This is a genomic window from Ktedonobacter sp. SOSP1-52 (genome assembly GCF_016587395.1).
This window is the reverse complement of the sequence record NZ_BNJH01000008.1, coordinates 217,835-236,747: the sequence shown is the minus strand read 5'-3', so window position 1 is coordinate 236,747 and position 18,913 is coordinate 217,835. Positions and strand designations below refer to the sequence as shown.

Annotated in this window: 18 protein-coding genes; 6 read left to right on the top strand and 12 right to left on the bottom strand. The window is 54.1% G+C overall.

The features are described 5' to 3' along the window. Nucleotides 1-142: 142 nt before the first annotated feature. A complete protein-coding gene (locus JMJ16_RS52875) occupies nt 143-1,072 on the bottom strand; it encodes an integrase core domain-containing protein (protein ID WP_201394726.1) in 930 nt (309 codons plus the stop codon). 6 nt (nt 1,073-1,078) lie between these two features. Here JMJ16_RS52875 and JMJ16_RS52870 point away from each other — a divergent pair, with 6 nt between their 5' ends. Then, entirely contained in the window at nt 1,079-1,396 is a 318-nt protein-coding gene (locus tag JMJ16_RS52870; RefSeq protein WP_201394725.1) for a hypothetical protein, read from the top strand. A gap of 421 nt (nt 1,397-1,817) precedes the next feature. Here the strand turns inward: JMJ16_RS52870 and JMJ16_RS52865 are convergent, their stop codons facing one another. Together JMJ16_RS52865 and JMJ16_RS52860 are read right to left on the bottom strand one after the other, a co-directional pair. After that, complete coding sequence (locus JMJ16_RS52865; RefSeq protein ID WP_201394724.1) at nt 1,818-3,203, bottom strand: NAD(P)/FAD-dependent oxidoreductase; 1,386 nt, start codon at nt 3,201-3,203, stop codon at nt 1,818-1,820. Between the two features lie 34 nt (nt 3,204-3,237). Continuing rightward, nucleotides 3,238-4,344, bottom strand: coding sequence for a hypothetical protein (locus tag JMJ16_RS52860; RefSeq protein ID WP_201394723.1), 1,107 nt, complete (start codon nt 4,342-4,344; stop codon nt 3,238-3,240). Between the two features lie 359 nt (nt 4,345-4,703). Between JMJ16_RS52860 and JMJ16_RS52855 the strand changes: the two genes are divergently transcribed. Then, nucleotides 4,704-10,175 (top strand): type I polyketide synthase, encoded by a 5,472-nt coding sequence (locus JMJ16_RS52855; protein ID WP_236602222.1) that lies wholly within the window; start codon nt 4,704-4,706, stop codon nt 10,173-10,175. Between the two features lie 109 nt (nt 10,176-10,284). On the opposite strand, the gene JMJ16_RS52850 is transcribed toward JMJ16_RS52855, so the two are convergent. From JMJ16_RS52850 to JMJ16_RS52840, 3 genes are all read right to left on the bottom strand, one after another. Continuing rightward, nucleotides 10,285-10,725: an ester cyclase gene (locus JMJ16_RS52850; RefSeq protein ID WP_201394722.1), complete on the bottom strand. Its 441-nt coding sequence runs from the start codon at nt 10,723-10,725 to the stop codon at nt 10,285-10,287. Between the two features lie 376 nt (nt 10,726-11,101). After that, nucleotides 11,102-11,302 carry a MarR family transcriptional regulator gene (locus tag JMJ16_RS52845; RefSeq protein ID WP_201394721.1) on the bottom strand — a complete coding sequence of 67 codons (201 nt, stop codon included), beginning with the start codon at nt 11,300-11,302 and terminating at the stop codon, nt 11,102-11,104. A 129-nt stretch (nt 11,303-11,431) separates the two neighbouring features. Next, nucleotides 11,432-11,926, bottom strand: coding sequence for a hypothetical protein (locus JMJ16_RS52840; RefSeq protein WP_201394720.1), 495 nt, complete (start codon nt 11,924-11,926; stop codon nt 11,432-11,434). Between the two features lie 278 nt (nt 11,927-12,204). On the opposite strand from JMJ16_RS52840, the gene JMJ16_RS57825 reads away from it, so the two are divergent. After that, nucleotides 12,205-12,723: a DUF2690 domain-containing protein gene (locus JMJ16_RS57825; protein ID WP_201394719.1), complete on the top strand. Its 519-nt coding sequence runs from the start codon at nt 12,205-12,207 to the stop codon at nt 12,721-12,723. Nucleotides 12,724-12,839: 116 nt separating this feature from the next. Next, on the top strand, nt 12,840-13,061 hold the full coding sequence (locus JMJ16_RS52830; protein ID WP_201394718.1) for a hypothetical protein: 222 nt from the start codon (nt 12,840-12,842) through the stop codon (nt 13,059-13,061). Nucleotides 13,062-13,089: 28 nt separating this feature from the next. Here JMJ16_RS52830 and JMJ16_RS52825 read toward each other — a convergent pair whose 3' ends face one another. The 6 genes from JMJ16_RS52825 to JMJ16_RS52800 all read right to left on the bottom strand — a co-directional run bounded on the left by JMJ16_RS52825 (nt 13,090) and on the right by JMJ16_RS52800 (nt 16,518). Then, nucleotides 13,090-13,590 carry a hypothetical protein gene (locus JMJ16_RS52825; protein ID WP_201394717.1) on the bottom strand — a complete coding sequence of 167 codons (501 nt, stop codon included), beginning with the start codon at nt 13,588-13,590 and terminating at the stop codon, nt 13,090-13,092. Nucleotides 13,591-14,107: 517 nt separating this feature from the next. After that, a complete protein-coding gene (locus JMJ16_RS52820; RefSeq protein ID WP_201394716.1) occupies nt 14,108-14,566 on the bottom strand; it encodes a hypothetical protein in 459 nt (152 codons plus the stop codon). Nucleotides 14,567-14,665: 99 nt separating this feature from the next. Next, on the bottom strand, nt 14,666-15,007 hold the full coding sequence (locus JMJ16_RS52815) for a YciI family protein (protein ID WP_201394715.1): 342 nt from the start codon (nt 15,005-15,007) through the stop codon (nt 14,666-14,668). 47 nt (nt 15,008-15,054) lie between these two features. Further along, entirely contained in the window at nt 15,055-15,369 is a 315-nt protein-coding gene (locus JMJ16_RS52810) for a YciI family protein (RefSeq protein WP_201394714.1), read from the bottom strand. Nucleotides 15,370-15,456: 87 nt separating this feature from the next. Then, nucleotides 15,457-16,221 (bottom strand): SDR family NAD(P)-dependent oxidoreductase, encoded by a 765-nt coding sequence (locus JMJ16_RS52805; protein WP_201394713.1) that lies wholly within the window; start codon nt 16,219-16,221, stop codon nt 15,457-15,459. A gap of 123 nt (nt 16,222-16,344) precedes the next feature. Then, nucleotides 16,345-16,518, bottom strand: coding sequence for a hypothetical protein (locus tag JMJ16_RS52800; RefSeq protein WP_201394712.1), 174 nt, complete (start codon nt 16,516-16,518; stop codon nt 16,345-16,347). Between the two features lie 285 nt (nt 16,519-16,803). On the opposite strand from JMJ16_RS52800, the gene JMJ16_RS52795 reads away from it, so the two are divergent. Both JMJ16_RS52795 and JMJ16_RS52790 read left to right on the top strand, forming a co-directional pair. Continuing rightward, nucleotides 16,804-17,223, top strand: coding sequence for a site-specific integrase (locus JMJ16_RS52795; protein WP_201394711.1), 420 nt, complete (start codon nt 16,804-16,806; stop codon nt 17,221-17,223). Between the two features lie 32 nt (nt 17,224-17,255). Beyond that, nucleotides 17,256-18,865, top strand: a protein-coding gene (locus JMJ16_RS52790) for an ISNCY family transposase (RefSeq protein WP_374229199.1) whose coding sequence is annotated in 2 segments (ribosomal slippage) — nt 17,256-17,778 and nt 17,778-18,865 — 1,611 coding nt in all. Because the reading frame shifts where the segments join, the coding sequence is not laid out codon by codon here. Nucleotides 18,866-18,913: the final 48 nt, after the last annotated feature.

The window sequence follows — 18,913 nt, the reverse complement described above, 5'->3', positions numbered from 1 at the left end:
CCTCTGGGCTGGATTTTTGTCATTGAACGGTCCAGACAGGCCATCGCTTCCCGAGGCGAGGCTTTATCCGAGTGCTTTTGCTGGCACCTTCACTGACTTTCTCACGACATGACACTGCACCCGCAACTGGCTTCGGTGGCTCTCAAGAGGAAACCGGCGACAATGGGTAAGAGAGCACCTCACGCGCCGTCCATTGTCGGTTGGTTCTGTTGGCTGCCATGGCTGGCGTCTGTTGCCGATAGCGTTGCGCTAACAGTTGGCCACCTCGCTGTCGTGGCTGCTCGAGCGCCACCCGCAGGGATTGATGAGGACGCACAAAATGGTAGTACGCTCGCCACCATTCCAGATGGGCCAGCAACTGTGGGGCCTGTTGGGAAGTGGCCCAGGTACGGCGAGCGAGCGCGGCTATTCCATGTCGGACGGTCAGATTCACCCTTTCAATGAAAGCCGTATTCAGTCGTCCTGAGAAACCCAGTCCCTGCAAGGTGCTTGTGAGAGCAGCCTGTGTCCCAAGGCGCATCACAGGCGTGACTTGTGCTAGCTTGCGTCGTCGGTAGCTTTTCTTCACTTGACCATACAGCAACTTCGTTGCCACTTGCCATCGGAGGACTTTCCGGCCTCGGCGATTCACCTGGAGCCAGTGTCCAAAATGGGTTGTGAGAGCATAGAAGTACAAGTTCAAGCCATCACTGGTGAACAGCGGAATGCACCCAGGCGCCAAGAACTGCCGCAGGGAATGGATGACCGTATGGGCCATGTGCTGCGTGCGGGGACCCAGATGGAGTACGGGAAGGATCTTGGTGAGAGGATCGATGGCTAGCCAGAGCCAGAGCACCTGTGTGGAGCAGCGCAGCCGGGTGCGCAGTTCGTCCAACTGGAGGTGCGGGAGGTGGAGATGGAAGAAGAAGTGCTCATGCAAGGTCTGTGCGTGCCCACCTGCACGAGTGAGCCACGTCGTGATGGTGGCCTGGCGATAGCCGAAGACCCGTTCGGCGGCCGAAGCGTCCAGCCCTTCGGCCAGTGCAGAGAGCACCATGGCGATCTGGGGCGAGGGGGGGTTCAGACGATACAAGGGGGTGTGGCGTCTGGCAGTGAATGTGGTGTGGCAGGCCTGACAACGAAACGTCTGGATCCGCTCAGCCTGGCCATGTCTGCCATCACCGACCAAGGCGTGGACGTGAGCGTCTGTGATCCCGGCGTACGGGCACTGCGGGTTGGGACAAGCGAAGCCTTCAGTGTTGACCCGCTTGGGGGCTCCCCGGCGGCTTTTCACTTCGCTCCAGGGTCGCACAGGCGTAGGCAGTGGCCCTCCCCTCGGCGAGGCGGAGGCAAGACGACAGGAGGAACAATCGTGTGGGGAACGGGGCTTGAGGAGACGATGGAGCTTGGGACATAGCTTGCCAACTGCTCTCGACTGGGCAGGACCATGATGGGTCCAGCAGAGAGACCAAAGCCCGAACAGGCAGAGCGTGAGGAAGGACACGAGCAGGAACAAAAACACATAAGTGGTCATCAGGATCCTCTCTGCTTGAGATGAGGTGAATGGGAAGAGTACTCAGGAAGGATAACCAGGGTCACGGAGGATTGTCAATCCAGTAGGAGAGACAGCTGATTTATCCACCATCGTAAGAGGCTGTACCCTATGGCGTATCCTCCAAGAAATCAGCTTCCCTCGCAAATCATGGTAGAAACGCTACAATCATTATTTAACGGGCATAAAACGAAGGAGCGATGAATGTCATCTAACATTCATCGCTTCTTTTTCTTGGGGCATACGTCAACGGGGTTGTAACTGACGGGAGCACATTTTCGTCTGCCTAACTTGAGAGTGTTGTGGCAGACGCAGGTGGCGCTTGAAGCACAACAGCGCGGCGAAGTATGCGTAGATCAAATAGCTCAAGTGGCGAGCCCAGCATATTTAACACTTCATAAAAGGTCTTCGTTGCAAGTGGATCTTTGGCTGTTAACCAACTTACCCGCTGGGTGTAGGCCTGGAGCACTGGCAGGCCGAAGGGGCGCTTGCCCTCCGTCTCAGGATATCTGAAATCCTCGCTAGTCGTGAGCATCCACGGAATTTGGATCACGCGAGCCAGCTTTTTCTGGAAGGAGAGAGGAAAACCTGCTAGATCTCCGTGAGCCCGTGACAGGCTATCACGCAGCGTAGCTGCCTCTAGCGCGGCAAGCGTCATCCCTTGCCCGTAGACAGGATTCAGGCTACAAAAGGCATCCCCAAGCACAATCAGGCCCTCGGGGAGGCGCGAGAGGCGTTCGTAGTGGCGGTGCCTATTTGCGGGGAATTTGTGGATGGCAATTGGACTCAGCGGCTCGGCGTCCTTGATGGCCTCGTAGATATCAGGTTGAGCCAGATTGCGGGCAAATTCCAGGTACCCTGCTTCGTCAGCGGGGGGATGATCGCCATGGTACCCAGAGAGGGTCACAATCCACATATTGTCCTCAAGCGAGAAACAGTATCCGACGCGTTTCCGCTCCAAGGGCCACGGGTAAATACCCAGCATCTTCCAAGCATGGTTTTTCTCAGGGCGGCGATAGAGGCGGGTGGCATAGCCAACATCCACTTTTACTGTTGTTTCTTCGATTGCTGGATAGCCAAGTTCACCCAACCAGCGCGGGGTTTGGGAACCTCGGCCGCTTGCATCGATGACAAGCTGCGCCTCTAAGCATTCTTCCGTTTGACCATTATCACGCTGAACAATACGAACTCCTGTGATTGCAGTGGAATCATCCGTGCTTTGAAGGCCTCGCACCTCACAGCCATCAAGAATACGTACATTCCCTAGATTGCTCACGCGACGACGAATATGGTATTCAAGGAGCGGGCGACTCTGACTATGTGCTCGTAGCTCCCCTGGAAATTGTTGTTTCCAGCACCCGAAATGGAACCAATGGAAGTCCTGTGTGGGGCTTACTTCAAGTGAGCCATCCGCTTGCAGTTCGTCAAAGAGGCCGGGAAACAGGTCGGAGATAATATCGGCTCCCTTGATCATCAAAAGATGCACATGATTGCCTTGAGGAACGCCTTTGCGTGCCTCCGGAACGGTGGGAAGGTCGTCGCGTTCAATAATGGTTACCTGCTCAAAATAGTCCGAAAGCACGCGGGCGGCTAGAAGCCCACCCATGCTGGCCCCGATCACGAGAGCATGCCGCTTCTCAGGAGTGGACGGTACAGTTTCAATGGTGGACACACATTTTGCCTTTCTACAAAACCATCCTACCGGTTTATCGCTTCTGATTAAAGGAAGTCGGGTTGTTGTCCATGGGAGCGGGAGCCAGACTAATGTCCCTCCCCGGAAGCACAGCAATAAAGCGATCCAGAGGCGTGCGCGTGGGTCGAAGGACTGGCTTTTGTTGATAGGCATCTGCCTGCTGAATAGTAGCGACAGCTTGATCTATTACCGTTTCTAAGTGCTGTAAATCTCTCTCTGTCTGCGATGCACGCTGGAAGCGCACGAGCAAGTTATTGAGCGCACTTGCGATCTGCCAGAGCACGTTGTTTTGGGAGAGGGAGGCTCGTGCGCTAAGATTTCCATTCGCGACTTGTACATGGACATCCAGAAGCTGCTGAATGCCTGCTTCAAGCTCCTGTCTCTGGCCCGACAATTCATGCTCCAGTTTGGCAATCATTTCCGCCTGGTTGGCCCGTTTGATGGCGGCAGACAGCGTGGTTGCTAAAATAAATGCTACGCCTCCTACTAACAAGAGCGTCCCAATTGGGCGCGCGATCATAATGAACCAGCGGTTGTTCAAATCATTTTGAAGGACCGTTGAATGCTGTACGACTCCACCAAACAAGGTCCCGAGAATAGAAGCCACACTTGCGAGGTACACCAGGATGACGCTGCGTGCCGGCAACAGGGATACGGCCAGTAGTTCCACGACAACGTACATATCGTAGCCCTGAAGTGTGGTCTCATCGAACGGAATTGTTGAGAAAAGCGCGGCTGTGAGCGCAGAAAAGGAGGCAATGTTGACAAGAATACCTGCGGTGAGCGTATGGCCTCCACGATTGAGCATCAGGGCCACGATACACGCGCCTGCCAGTCCTAAGGTGAGCCAGAAATAGGATGGATAAAGCGAAATGGCAAGAAAGCACGCTGGAAGTAAGCTGATAACCATCACGGTGAAGAAAAATAGGACGGAACTGGTTAGGCGGGACTTGCGCGAGGCTTCACGTGCAGTGAAAGACGCGGTGACCGGAGCTTCGGGAATAGCGGTAAGCGCGTACCAGCGCTCTATGAGATTGTTGTTCTTTGGCGCTTCTTGCTCCATCATTTCTGATGGAGACCAGCTCCCTTGGGACTGGTTAGGTGGGGGAAATTTGGCCATGATGAAAAAGAACCTCCCTATTCAAGAAAAGTCGCACGAAAGAGTACACCCATTTTCTTCTTGCCCATGTCGCATTCAACAAGGCAAGAAAATTGACGTGCGCCTATGTATAGATCCGGGCCAGAAGGGGACTTCCTTTTACATAAACTCAACTATAAACACAGCCAGCGTATGAAAAAGGGAGAAAAAAGGGTACCTTTATTGCTCTCCTGGCACATAGAATTTATAATAACATATGTTAACTACTTTTAAAATAACAATCCCTATTTTTCTCATTAGCGTTCCATTATTTAATGAGCCATAAGTACTCTTTTCGAAGGACCTGGCTCTCAAGATGCAACTGGAGAGGATATAGTATCTTGAACTTGCCTCAGCAAAATGAGCCTATCGCAATTATTGGCATGGGATGCCGCTTTCCTGGTGCCCCCAATCCTCAGGCTTTCTGGCGTCTGATGTGTGATGGCATTGATGCGATTACAGAAGTACCTCCTGATCGCTATGATGTTGACGCGTTCTACGATCCGCGCCCCGCGACGCCGGGGAAAGTGATGAGTCGCTACGGCGGCTTTTTAGATCAGGTGGACCAGTTTGATGCCAGCTTCTTTGGCATCTCCCCGCGTGAAGCAGCCAAAATTGATCCTCAGCACCGTCTCTTGATGGAGGTGGCCTGGGAAGCGATGGAAGATGCCGGACTCGCCCCTGCACAGATGAGCCAAGAGGAGCGTCTCTATATTGGGACCTTTATCGGTATCCTGACCGGAGATTTCTGGGACCGGCAATTTAAAAACGCTGCAAGCCTGGATGTATACGGAACGACCGGTAGCGCTCGTAGTGGCGCCGCCGGTCGCATCTCGTACACGCAAGACCTGATGGGGACCAGTTTCGCGATCGATGCCGCCTGCTCATCTTCACTGATCGCCGTCGACCAGGCAGTCCACAATCTGCGCGCTGGAGCCTGTCGTATCGCCGTTGCGGGCGGGGTGAATGTCATCCTGAACCCTGATCACACCATTGGTTTCTCGCAGGGCAAAATGATGGCCCCCGATGGGCATTGTAAGACCTACGATGCGGCTGCCGATGGCTATGTGCGCAGCGAAGGCGCAGGCGTGGTCATCCTCAAGCTCCTTTCACAAGCACAAGCCGATGGCGATCAGATCTATGCCATTATTCGCGGCAGCGCCTCCAACAATGACGGTCACTGCGATTCCTTTATGGCTCCCAGTACCCAGGGGCAGCAAGCCGGGTTAAAGAAGGCACTGGAAAACGCTGGCGTCGACCCGCTGACCATTGGTTTTGTCGAGGCACACGGCCCGGGGACCAAAGCAGGCGATCCCGTCGAAATTGAGACACTGGGAGAAGTGCTCTGTAAGGATCGTTCCGCAGAACATGCCTTGCTCGTGGGTTCGGTGAAGACGAACATCGGGCATACCGAGGGCGCAGCAGGTGTCACTGGCTTGATCAAGGCAGCTCTCAGCCTCAAGCATGGTATGATCCCGGGAAACCTGCATTTTCATACGCCTAGCCCCGCTATCCCGTGGGAGAGATATGCGCTGACCATTCCTACGGATCTCACCCCCTGGCCACGCTCCGCCGGTACCCCGCGTCGCGCGGCGGTGTGTTCTTACGGTATTGCCGGGACCAACTCGTATACAATCCTCGAAGAAGCTCCATACGCTGTGACTACGGCGGCAGAACCGGACGAGGAATCCTCCACTACCTATCTGCTGCCCTTGTCCGCGCAGACAGACAAAGCCCTTCAGGAACTCGCTCAGCGGTATATAGCCCACCTGGAGCAGGAGGAATACCAAGCGCAAACGCTGCGCGATATCTGTTACACGGCAAGCCTGGGCCGTCAGCCCCGCGAGGAGCGCCTGGCCGTCACAAGTTCTTCCAAATCCGAACTCCACAAGAAACTCAGCGCCTTTGGACAAGGTGAGACAAGCGTTGAGCTGCTCTGCGGCCGAGCCATCGCAACCAAAAAGCACAAAATTGCCTGGATCTTTCCTGGTCAGGGATCACAGTGGTTGGGCATGGGACGCGATTTACTGGCCCAGGAGCCTGCATTCCGCGCTGCTATCGAGGCGTGTGATCGGGTCATGGGCAACTACGTAGACTGGTCGCTGCTCGACCTCTTGCAAATCAATGAGGACCCCGCGCGCCTGGATGAAATCGATGTGATCCAGCCGACGCTCTTCGCGATTGAGGTTGCCCTGGCGGCACTCTGGCGCTCCTGGGGCGTCGAACCAGATGCGGTGGTAGGGCATTCCATGGGTGAAACAGCGGCAGCCTATATCGCCGGAGCGCTCAGTTTGGAAGACGCTGCCTGGATTATTTGCTCTCGCAGCAAACTGGCACTGCGCCAACGAGGCAAAGGCGCGATGGCAGCAGTAGAACTCTCGCTGGAGCAAGCCACCGCGCTCGTCAAAGACAACAAGTATGAGGAGCGTGTCGCGGTTGCCGTCAGCAATAGCCCAAACTCGACAGTTCTCTCAGGTGACGCTGAAGCCATGAAAGAAATTCTCACCGTCCTTGAGGAGAAGGGCATCTTTGGCCGCCTCGTCAGAGTGGATTTTGCCTCGCATAGCCCGCAGATGGACCTGCTGCGCGATGATTTGCTCAGCCTGATGCAGCGTGTTCAGCCACATCCGGCCAGTGTGCCAATGTTGTCGACGGTCGACGCCACATATATAGAAGGGAGAGAATTAACCGCGCAGTATTGGGTGGAGAACCTCCGTAAACCGGTGCTCTTCCTCAATGCGACGCAGGAGTTACTGGAGGAGGGCTTCGATATCTTCATGGAGATGAGTCCCCATCCGATCCTGGTCGGCGCAATCAGGCAGACCATTGAACAATCCGATAAGCCTGCGATGGCTCTGGCCTCGCTGCGGCGTGATGAAGGGCGTAACGCGTTGCTGACAACGCTGGGCACACTGTACCTTTATGGCTATGACGTGGAATGGTCTCGCCTCTATCCCGATGGAGGACAACGGGTATCCTTGCCCACCTATCCCTGGCAACGGCAGCGCCACTGGAATGACGGCGTCAATCACTCGCAATCCCGTGCCATTTCCACGTGGAAAAGCGACGGGACCCTCGCTCACCCCATCCTTCATATCGGCACGCCCTTGGCGCTCCAGAAGCAGACGTATCTCTGGACGACCGAGATCGACGCGGAGCTGTTCCCCTATCTGGAAGAACACCGTGTGCATGACATGCCGGTCCTTGCCGGTGCCGCCTATATCGAATTAGCCCTGGCCGCCGCAACGGAGATTTTTGGCGCCCGTCACTTTTGTATCGAAGATCTTCAACTTAAAAAAGTGCTCTTCTTTCCCAAAGACACCAGGCACACCTTGCAAGTCACCTTAACACCCCACGAAGCAGAGGAAGGAAGCTGGGTATTGCAGTTCTACAGTACTCAGGCTGAGCAGGGCAAGCAAGCCGTCTCCTGGACCCATCACGCGACGGCGATGGTGCGCAGGGTGGAAGAATTTCTGATCAGTGAGGCGCATCCTCCTCTTCTCCCTGAACAGGCTCCCGATCAATGGACCATGACGATGGAAGCGCCAGCATTCTACGAAGGCATCCGGGCGCGCGGCATTCAACATGGTCCGCGCTTCCAGGGTGTCACCCATATCTGGCGCAGACCAGGCGAGGTGATGGCAAAAATTACTGTTCCCCAGGAAGTTACCGACGAGCGGTCCGGCTACCAGGTTCATCCCGCGCTGATGGATGCCATTCTGCAAGGCATCATTCCCTTTCTGCCGGAGACAAATGAGGATAGCTATGTCCCTGTCATGGTGAAACAGGTGAGACTGTATCAGCAGCCAGAGAGTACAGGAAGTCTCTGGAGCCACGCGACACTCCGCTCAGATAATTCAGACAATATGAGCACCATCGAGGGTAATATCATTCTGCTTGACGGCGAAGGACATGTGCTCCTGGAGGTCCTCGGCTTCCGTTTGCAATCGCTCGAGGACAATACTCAGGGACTCATGCGCCAACGCCTGAACCAGCTCTTGTACACCATCCAATGGGAGCAGCAGGCACTCTCCAAACAGCAGGAGCACGTGGAGCGCAAACGGTGGCTCATCTTCGGGGAACACGAGGGTCCCGCTCAGCAACTGGTTAAATATCTCCAGGAAAGCGGCGCCCAGTATATCATTGCCACTCCAGGGAATGCCTATAAACAGATTCAACAGGGTCAGGCGCAACAGTATGAGTTGAACCCTGTGTCGCCTGAGGAGTTTCATCAGCTCTTCAGCGAGTTGTCCCAGGGGGGACACACCATCGATGGCATCGTCTACTTGTGGAGTCAGTTGACACGACCAGTCAACGAAGCGAGTACTGTGCACGCGTTGTCTGAGGATCAGCAGCTGGCGAGTATCGGCATGCTCCACTTGCTCCAGGCATTGACAGCGGCAAAGCAGGAGTCCACGCCGCGGCTCTATCTGGCGACCAGTGGTGTCCATGCTATTGAGGAGCACGAAGAGACCACTGCGCTGTCGCAGGCTCCGCTGTGGGGTCTGGGTCGCGTCATCGTCTACGAGCATCAGGATTTGCACGCCACGTTGATTGATCTCGATCCAACGCCTTCAGAGGAGAGCATCGAAGCTCTAGGCAAGGAAATCCTCGCCAACGATGAAGCCGACGAAGTGGCACTACGCGGTCAGAGGCGCTATGTCGCCCGGCTTGCGCATCACACCTTACCAAATGAACAGGAGCCATCCGAATCCTTATTCCGTCAGGATGGCACTTACGTGATTACCGGTGGCCTGGGCGGGGTTGGTTTACGCACAGCTCAATGGATGATTGAGCAAGGTGCTCGCACCCTTGTCCTCATGGGCCGCCGAGGCCCCTCAGAGGAGGCTCAGGCCACGCTACACATGATGCGTGAGACGGGAGCGACGGTGCATCTCATGCTGGCCGATGTTTCCCAGGAAGAGCAACTCGCTCTTGCGCTGGATGAAATACGGCGCAGGATGCCTCCCTTACGTGGAATCTTCCACTCCGCCGTTGTGCTGGATGACAGTACCCTGCTTCAATTGGATCGCGAGCGTTTCCAGGGGGTCATGCCCCCCAAGGTTGATGGAGCATGGAACCTGCATCGCCTGACGCTGAATGATCCCCTGGATTTCTTTGTGCTCTTCTCGTCGGCTGCTTCACTTATCGGCTCACCTGGCCAGGGCAACTACGCAGCAGCCAATGCCTTTATGGATATGCTGGCGTTCTACCGCAGGCAGCAAGGATTACCCGCCCTCTGCATCAACTGGGGTCGCTGGGGCGAGGTTGGACAGGCGATGAAGGGAGACCGCGGCGAACGCCTGGATGTGCGCGGCTTTGCCAGTATGAAGCCGAAGGAAGGCCTGACTGTCCTGGGCGAACTCTTGCGACAGAGTCCGCCACAAGTCGGCGTCATGTCGTTTCATCTGCCCAAATGGAGCCAATTCTATCCAAATTTGACCAGCTCCTCGCTCTTTGCGGGTCTGGTGGAGGAAACGAGGGCACAAGAGCAAGAGGGAGCAGCAGAGCCACGCCTGACAGGGGACATGCTGGTAATGCTGGACGAAGAGGCACGCCACCAGGCACTGAGCCAATATCTCAACGGTCACATTGCGAGGGTGCTGGGACACGCATCACTCAACCTTGATGCGTACCAACCGCTCAATCGGCTCGGCATCGATTCGCTCATGTCTGTCGAACTCAAAAACCGCATCCGCGCGGACCTGGGAGTGACCATTGCCGTGACCTCATTTCTGAAGGGCGTGACATTTGAGCAGCTTATCGGGGAGATCCTGGAGGGACTCTTGGTGCACAGTGGAGAACAGGCCTAGAGCGTGAATCATTAGGCTGTTTTCTTTGTTGACGGAGGTAGCAAAAACAGGGCAACCACAGCGAATTACATATTCCCGTGGTTGCCCTGTCGCTCGCAAAAGTAAAACGCTATGAGGCGCTCTCGTTTTTCGACGAAAGCTGCTGAAAAAGCGTGAAGAGATCGGGATGGTAGATCCACTCCACGATCTTTCCCTCGGTGTTTACGCGAAAGGTAACCATTTCGCGGTAGGCGACTTGTTTGTACGTCGCCGGAATCCCTTCCCACTGGTCCCCAGTATGGGTGCCTCTATTGAGGACGCGAATCATCACGCGGTCTTGCTCCGCAATCTCGTCTTCAACGGTGATAACCATGTCGGGGAAGGCCGCCGAAGCCGCGCTCATGAGATTTATCAATTCATCCCTGGTGAGTGGGGCGTCGAAACTTTGGACGACGCGAAAAACACACTCGGAAGCAAACCCATCGAAAAAGGCTTCCAGCTCTTTTTTGTTCCAATGTTCCATCAATCGGCGAATGATCGATTTGTTGGTTTCTTCTTCTGTTAGCGGCATGTAGCCTCCTTACTCCTATATATGCTTCAAACGGGAAAATGATACCGCCACGTTGCGCTTCCTGTCAAGCAAGCGCAACGTGGCCTTTGCGCGGCCCTTTCGTTCACATGTTCCCTGGATCGTCCCCGATTGCCTCTCCGCACGCTCCTCAACTGGCCGGCTGTCACAGTAGCGTATGATGTTCCATGTGCCTGGTTCGGGTGCGCCGCCGTTATGAACGATTTTTGTGTGCAATGCAGTACAATTGCAGAGGAAGAATAAGCAGATAGTGAGAGAGCAGGCGCCAAAAACGACGCCTTGAGAGGCACAAGGACGCCTTTATGTTGTTTCGCTCAGTTGGTTGTGGGTATCCGAGGATCCAGAAATACACATGCTCTTACTCTTGGACGACGCGAATAACACGCGAACGTCGGTCTTGTGGATCAATAATTCGTTGAATTTTTCCCTGACTTTCTAGGCGCGAGAACATTTTCGAGACGGCTGCGGCGGAAATACCGAGATGCTTGGCAAATGTGTTTGTTGTCCAGTTTCGCTTGCTGCGAAGAGCCTCAAGAATTTCTTGCTGGCGAATAGTCATGGAAGAGCTCCTTTCCGCTTCCTTTCTCCATTCTATTATGTATACGTATTGTATGACAGTTTACAATCTGCCATAAAAAAGAGAAGGTTGCCAGGTATTGGTAAACCTTCTCTGAAGCAGTCTTATCCTTTATCTCTCTTTCCTTCCTGACGTATCGAATGGCGGCATATCAAATCGTTGAAATTCTCCCTGGATCGGTTGTTGTGGTTGGGTTGGCTGGAGCGGCACCTCCATGTATCTATCAGCAGCAGAGGCGGGTTTGTAGGTGCCTTCGCCTCTTGCTCCTCTCCTACGGACAATAATCTCCTGTCGTTTCAATGCAGCCAAAAATTCGTCTAACAGTGTGCCGGTGGGGCGATTAAATTGAAATTGCCCCTGATTGGCTAACTCTGTACTTTTCATGATTGTTTGCGTCAGGCGACGTAACTCACTCTCAGCGAGCCGCGCCCCTTTCAAACGATTTTGCAGCGAATTGAATACATTGATGAACGGCCACAATACCTCGGGATACTCTTCGGTACGTATTTTTGAAATCTTTCCCTCATTCATTAATAACGCATGTGGTAAATTAACTGAAGGGTGGGCAGATTTTGCACTGAAGGGTGGGATTTTGATCTGAATCATGGGAAGCGGTGTTGGTCATCCAGGCGAAGCCGCTCCCGATGGTTTTTTTGCCATCACCACGGTGTAAATAGGTCACCGAGGCGCCAGAGCATTGATCATTGTTTGTCCATCCCAACCGTCTGCACAAGATCCAGGAAAGCTGTCCCAAATCAGAGCGTTCAACCCTCTTTCTTTATAGTGATCACGTTGTGAGGATTACGTAGGCAAACCCCTACCTCAAGGAGGGTTCCATTTAGCACAATCCTTGCGGAAAGCGTAAGGGAACAAAAGGAAAAAGGATGTTTAATATCAAACGAATGATCTCGCTGGGGCTGATGCTCCTCATGCTCAGTACCATGTTGGTTTTCACCACAGGAGTTGCCTCCGCGCACACCACTTCCACAGCGGTTGCTGCGGCAAGCTGTTACGATACAGGTTGCGATGGTCAAAATCCCATATCTAAGGGCTGCGTTAATGATGCACAAAATATATATATAGCACCGACTTCCGATTTAGGAGGAGGGCTGAGAGCAACTCTTTACCTTCGCTATAGCCAAACGTGCCGGGCGGCGTGGGCACAAATTTGGTTTAGCCCTTCGATGCCATCCGGTCAGTATGGAGATGCGGGGATTGAGAGGAATGGAGATGGGAAGTATTATGAATGCAATGCGTCGGGTGGCAATGGGTGGGTTGCTCCCGGTCAAACATCGTGCTATAGTCCAATGGTGGGTGATGCTTACCCGAAAACTGCCTTTGCTCTTGGCTTTCATTGGACGAACGGCACATGGCATGAGGTAGTCACCACAGCTTCGTATTAGTCCCTCTCTGACCTTTCTGGAGTCAAGTGGCTGGCTTGCACATTTCCCATGCGTAGCCTTGCCAGGCCACTTGATGGAAATTCCACCAGTCTGCTGGCGACAGAAGTATTCTGTGGATGAGTGATCTCGAACACCAGGAGAGTTCTACAGATCCCGTCAGCAGACGGTTGGGATGGACAAACAATGATCAATGCTCTGGCGCCTCGGTGGCCTATTTACACCGTGGTGATGGCAAAAAAAACATCGGGAGCGGCTTCGCCTGGATGACCAACACCGCTTCCCATGATTCAGATCAAAATCCCACCCTTCAGTGCAAAATCTGCCCACCCTTCAGTTAATTTACCAGCATGGTCTTCGGCGATGCATTTAATAAACACTTCTATCTATCTGTCTCTTCTCCTCGCTACGCTCTATTTCTGCCTCGCGTAACTGCACCTCTAATTGCGTGCGCATCTCGGCCGTATCGGCCCTCCTAATTGCGCCGGTCGCTCCTTTGACCCACAAATACGTTACCCCAGCGACTACGAATTGGATTGCGACGGGCCGCACTAAGATGGCCCAAAATTGCGATTGCAGCTCGTAGAGGAAGGCCGCGTCTTTGTATTCCTGAAAGAAAAGGCTCCAGATGATAAAGCCAATGTTATAGGCAGCGATGCCCCATACCCATTCGGGTGCGAGGAGTGATACGGCAACCACCTCGCCAAAAACAAACAAATCGTATTGTTGTAAAGTTGGAGGATCGAATGGAATCGAGGTCAGGACGACCATCGTGAGCGCTGCTTCAAACGCCACTGTCAACAAAATACCGGCAGCAGTTGGCTTTTTGAGCTTATTGAGGACGAGCGCCACCAGGCATATTGGCATCATACCGACACCTGCGGCGATTACGTAGTGTTTGGATAGTACAAGACATCCGGGAATGAATAAGAGAAAGCTAAGTAAAAGGCAGCCGACAATGATTGAGAGAAAGCGTGATTTGCGGCTCGTCTCCTTCTTGACAAAGCTTGCATGTGCCGGTGGTTCAGGGATCGCGGTCAACTGATACCACCAATTTAATGGAGAGGGCTTCGTAGCGACATTATAGGTTGGTGAAATTCTGCATCCTGCACTCCAATTCTTCGATAGAATTATCTATCAAGTACTTAAGCACTAAAGAGTTATCTAGTAAGCACTACCTATTTTCCTGATTCTAGTGCTACTCATTCCTTGAGAGTAATATAATGTGTTGCCATCAGGAAGATGATAGCTTGCTCAATCTTGTCCTCCGGTAGACGGGAAAACTGCCTCTTAATTTGTGCGATACTTCTCCGCCCATCAATGAAGTTGTAAATCCATCTCAAAACATGCTGTTCTGGTACTGCCAAGGAGGTAAGCCAGGTAATATCTAATGCTCGTAGGCGGATGGGGATAGCATCTTTGTCCATAGACGACATAGTTGAAGGCGCAATAGCGTTCGCGGCGGCAGTTGGGGCAACTGGGGAGGCGCGTAGTGTTGCGGTGGCTGTGGTTGGGCATAGGTATATTGTGGTGCCTGCGGCGACATATCAATTTGCGGTGGTTGTGGTTGTTTCACTGGCTGCAACGACCACTCAAAGGGTCCTCGTCTTGTGTCGGCTGCTTTCACCACCTCCAAAGGCACATTCTGGCGCTGACCGTCCTTCTTCTCAATGTAGCAAGAGACGGGTTTCCCCATACTCAGGGGAATGACGCACAGGCATCTTTCCCGCACGCCGGGAATAACGCGTGCGGGCAGTTCCGCCTGCAACAATGCATTTTCTTTGTAGTATTCACCCAACAAGGGAAGCGCTTTTACTAATCCTACGCTTACGTCAATCGGCGGCATCGATAGCTCCCTCCTCCCTGCTCGCTTGCTTCTCCTATGCGAAAACGACCACAGAAGAAAGCCTCCTCTGTGGTCGTTTTCGCTTTCCTCCTTAACTCCCTAACCGGCGGGCGAGGGCACATAATTCTGCGCTTGGGATGCCGCTCTCAGCAGGGGCATCCATGGACGGACCTTATAGACACAAATTCCATCACGGATCGCCGGATCTTTGTCCATGATCGCTTTTGCCTCTTCCAGGGAGGTGGCAGCGATGATATTCAGACCCCCGGCAGGGGCCGAAAAGGCTTCTTCCGTAAACGCTCCACCCCAGGCAAGAATGTTCTGTGCATGCAGTTGAAGCATATACATAACATGCCCCTGAAGAGGCTGCTCCGTGACTGGTTTGCCCGGCAACCAGTTAGGTCCGGGCAGATACTCAAAGGGATAGTAAATAGGTGGCATGGTTTTCTCTCTTTCTAATCTTAACAATAGAACAGGACTGGAGAGAGCTAAAAACTCCCGCTCCCCTGATTAACGGCTTTGTTGAAGTACCCCATACCCGATATCAAGGCATTAAAGCGCTGTACCTCTGCCCTAAAAATTCCCGACTGGATTGCTGGATCTTCGCGCATGATCTGCTCGGCATCCTCTTGCGAGCTAACGTTGAGGATGTAGATCACGCCCTCTCCCCAATCTCCAGCCAGGGCCAGGAGACCCCTTCGGTCCAGCCGAACCATATATCTGGTGAAGACCTCCATGGTCTGCTCAGTGACCAGGCTCTCCGGGCGAAAATTGGGGCCAGGCTGGCAAACTACCGCATACATGCGTACACCTGCCTCCTCCTCCGACAATGTTATACAATGTTGATCACACAACCTGTTGTTGCGTTAACATTATGTGACAAATAACAGCTAACTGATGGTATAGCCACAGTCAATCAGAATCTCCTGCCCTATAATTGTGGGGGTTTTTGCCACATGGAGTACCGTACTTGCCACCAATTCCGGATTACCGAACTCGCCTGTGAGCAGTCTTGGCAGGATCTTACCTCCCATATGCTCAAGCGCTCCTGGCGGCAATGCTCGCCGCCACATCTCGGTCTGAGTCGGGCCAGGAGCCACGGCGTTGACCGCGATGCCCTGAGGAGCCAATTCCACGGCCATGCATTGCATGAAGCATTTGAGTGCGCCCTTACTGGCCGCGTATGCGGCCAGCATCGGAAAACCGCCATTCGTAATGGATGTGGTCACATAAATGATGCTTGTGTTATATCGCATATGCGGAACAACCCGGCGGGTGAGTGACACCGCGCTTTTAAAGTTGGTATTGAGGTGGTGATCTAACACCTCTTCCGTGGTGTCATCCAGGTTGGCGAAGTGCACGACCCCGGCATTGCTGACAAACACATCAATCCGCCCATAGCGCTCAGTGGCGGTCTTGACGAGCTGATGCTGGAAATTATCATCGTTGATATCCCCTGCCAGTACCAGCGCGTGGCCTGCTCGCTCATGGGTAAAGCTTGCCACTTCATGAAGGAGCTGAGTAGAATCTTCGCGTGCGGTAAGCACCACCTTTGCCCCTGCTGCCAGGGCTTGGCGTGCAATAGCCGCGCCAATGCCTCGGCTGGCCCCAGTGATAAGAAATACCTTACCTACAAATGAGTTGTCCTCTGACATTTCATCCTCCTTGATTGTGGATTCGATAGATCTATAATTACCTATATAATACTCAAAATGAGAGAGTTTTGTCTATATACATGCAAGTAAGGCCTTTCGGGCTATATCTGCCTGGCTCCCTGGTTACACATTTTTGAGATTGGCCTCGTCAAAAATCTGCGCCGCAAGCCGTCTCAACACATCCTTCGCCTGCGCTTGGATCGAGGATGCACCAGCATCTATCGTTGTCTGCGGCAGGAACGACCATTCAATGTGGCCCCGTTTTCCTTCAAGATCGATAAAGTCATTTATCCTCAAAGGGTGGCGCTATCCCTCCTGATCCACTACTGAGCAGTCCACAACCTTTCCACCCACGAGCTGAATTCGCCTCGCCCCTTCCCAATTCCTCGGAGAGACACATGTGCATGGAGCAAGCCACTATGTTGATATTGCTCCAAAACTTGGAGCGCGACTGGCAGGCCAAGGCTTGCATCTATGGCTGGAGACGCACGCTTCTTTTTTTTCTAGGATGGCAAGCCTATCTTGACGGAGGGAGGATACTGAGAGGGAGAAATCTGGCAGAATACCAAGAGAAAGGGTCAGATGACGGATTCTGAGCATGCCGAAACCTATGAGCAACGGGTGCAAGCGATTCGCCAGGCGAACCAGCCGCTTCTGGAGGGTTTTGAGCACTGGCTGAGGCAATCCGGGCTACGTGAACAGACTGTTCGAGATCATGTGGACAATCTGCGGCTCTTCGAGCACTATCTGCTCTTGTATGCCTATTCCTTGCGCCGCCTGGATGAAGCCACCGACAGCGAGGTCTATTGGTTTTTAGCCGACTGGTTCCCGCGCAAAGCGCTCTGGGCGTCGGTTTCCAGCATGACGATGTACCTGGCCACGTTCAAGAAATTCTTCACATGGATGGGAGAGACGGGTTTGGTCTCTCCCCAAGTCGTTGTGGATGTCCGCTCGACGCTCAAAGAAGAACGCCGCGTGTTTCTGAGAGCCGTGGAGGAGTAGCGTCCGCACGGAAACACCAGAGGAGCAAGGAGATGGCTCGACGAGAAGCGCGTCCTCCAGCCGAGCGAGAAGTCCGCTTACCCCCAAGACTCATCCATTGTATCGATTGTGGGCAACGGCTCTGGGTGGCCTATCATGCGCAACGGCAGCTTGTGACTTTCCGAGGATTGGTTCGGCTGAGAGTAGTGGTGCGGCGTTGTCGCAACCCGGCGTGTGAGTTGTATCACCTGCCCTATCGCGCCGAAGAAGAAGGAGGCTGGGCGCTGCCCCACGGAGAATTTGGCCTGGATATCCTCACGGTGATCGGCCAGTTACGCTATGGGGAGCATCGCTCGATCCCGGAGATCCACCAGCGACTGGTCGAGCGGGGGGTGAGCATCGCCCAGCGGACGGTCACTGATCTGCTGGAGCGCTATGAGGAGTTGGTGGCGCTGCACCTGGCTGATGAGGAGCGCGTCAAAGCCCGGCTCAAGCAGCAGGGCCAGGTCCTGCTTTCGATCGATGGGATGCAGCCAGATGTCGGGCATGAAGTGCTTTGGCTCATCCGTGACTGCTGTCCGGTGAGGTGCTGCTCGCCCGAACGCTGCTCAGTACTACGCGCGGGGATCTCGCTACCCTCCTGGACGAGGTGAAAGAGGTGCTGACCGCCTTGAATGTGCCGATCAAAGGTCTTGTCTCCGACGGCCAACAGACGATCCGGCAGGCGGTGGAGCGGAGTTTGCCCGGCGTGCCGCATCAGCTCTGCCACTTTCACTATCTGGATGAAGCGGCTGGACCCATCTTCGAGGCGGATCGACACGCCAAGACCGAACTCAAAAAGCTGGTGCGCGGGGTCCGGCCTATTGAGCGAGCGTTGGAGGGGCAGGATGATGAACAGAGCGAGGCCATGCGCAGTTACTGCTTGGCGGTCCGCAGCGCACTGACCGATGATGGCCATCCCCCATTATGCGCCTCCGGCCTCAAATTGCATGATCGTCTGACTCAGATCTCTGACTCGCTCGCACGGGTCGAGGCAAAAAAGGGGGGCCTTCCGCCAAGCTTGTATGACCTCCAGCACCTGCTCACTCGTGCCTTGAAGCAGACCGAAGCCCTGTGGCCTCCAATCGAACGAGCCTATGCGCTTGTCCATCAAGCCGCCCATGTGCTGGCCAATCACGACCACGAGAATGCTCAGATGGTGCGTGAGCACTATGAACAAGTGCTGGCTCGCATCCGGGAACAGCGCGCCTGCGGAGGGCCGCTGAGTTCGGCGCTTGAGACCTTCTTGAAGAAAACGGAGAGTTATTGGTCCGGGTTGTTCCACTGCTATGATGTGCCTGATCTGCCCCGGACGAACAATGACCTGGAACACTGCTTTGGGCCGGTGCGCTACGGGGAACGGCGCGCTTCAGGCCGACGGGGAGCCATTGCCGCGCTGGTAGTCCGCGGCCCTGTCCGTGTGCTCACGGCTTTGGCCTTGCAACGACAGTGTTTTTTGCCACGAGCCCTGGTGTTCGCTGATCTGGAGGCGTGGTACGACTTGCGGGAGCAGCTTGCCTTTCGGCGCGAGGCCCGCCGCAAACAGTTGCGCTTCCGCAAGAATCCTGCGGCGTATCTGGCAGCATTGGAAGAGGTTATTCTCAAGACAGGCTTGCCATTCTAGGAAAAAAAACGAGCTTAAGCCCTGGTTAAAACAATGCTGGTGTATTCC